1 protein-coding gene is annotated in these 446 nt (G+C 44.4%); it reads right to left on the reverse strand.

Features of this window, described 5'->3' with window-relative positions:
- Window positions 1–14: 14 nt before the first annotated feature.
- On the reverse strand, window positions 15–446 hold a 432-nt coding region (locus FZ041_RS14345), incomplete at its 5' end, for an IS3 family transposase (RefSeq protein ID WP_149190064.1).

The raw sequence follows: 446 nt of genomic DNA on the forward strand, positions 1-446 counted from the left end.
CTGCTACCGGTTTTTTATGCTGCGGCATGACGTAAACGGTAATCTACTGGGCTGAGCCACCCCAGCTTAGCTTTGATTCTGTGCTTATTGTAGTATGTGATGTAATGCCGTATAGCTCGTTCAAGTTCTTCGAAGCTGTGATAGGTATGCCCATAATAGATTTCCTGTTTTAGCAGGCCAAAGAAATTTTCCATCACGCTATTATCCAGACAGGTGCCTTTGCGAGACATACTTTGAAAAATTCGTTCTTCCTTTAATCGGCCTACATAGCTGCCCATTTGGTAAGCCCATCCCTGGTCGGAATGGAACGTTCGACGATAAGGGCAGTCGCTGGTAATGGCAATTGCCTTATCCAAAGCAGACATAATGCCTTGTGACGATGGCCGTTTGGTGATACTAAAGCTAATGATTTCACGATTATAAAGGTCAAGGAACGGGTCTAGATA

The sequence above is a fragment of the Pseudoselenomonas caprae genome (assembly GCF_008271345.1).
Lineage (GTDB): Bacteria > Bacillota > Negativicutes > Selenomonadales > Selenomonadaceae > Selenomonas_A > Selenomonas_A caprae.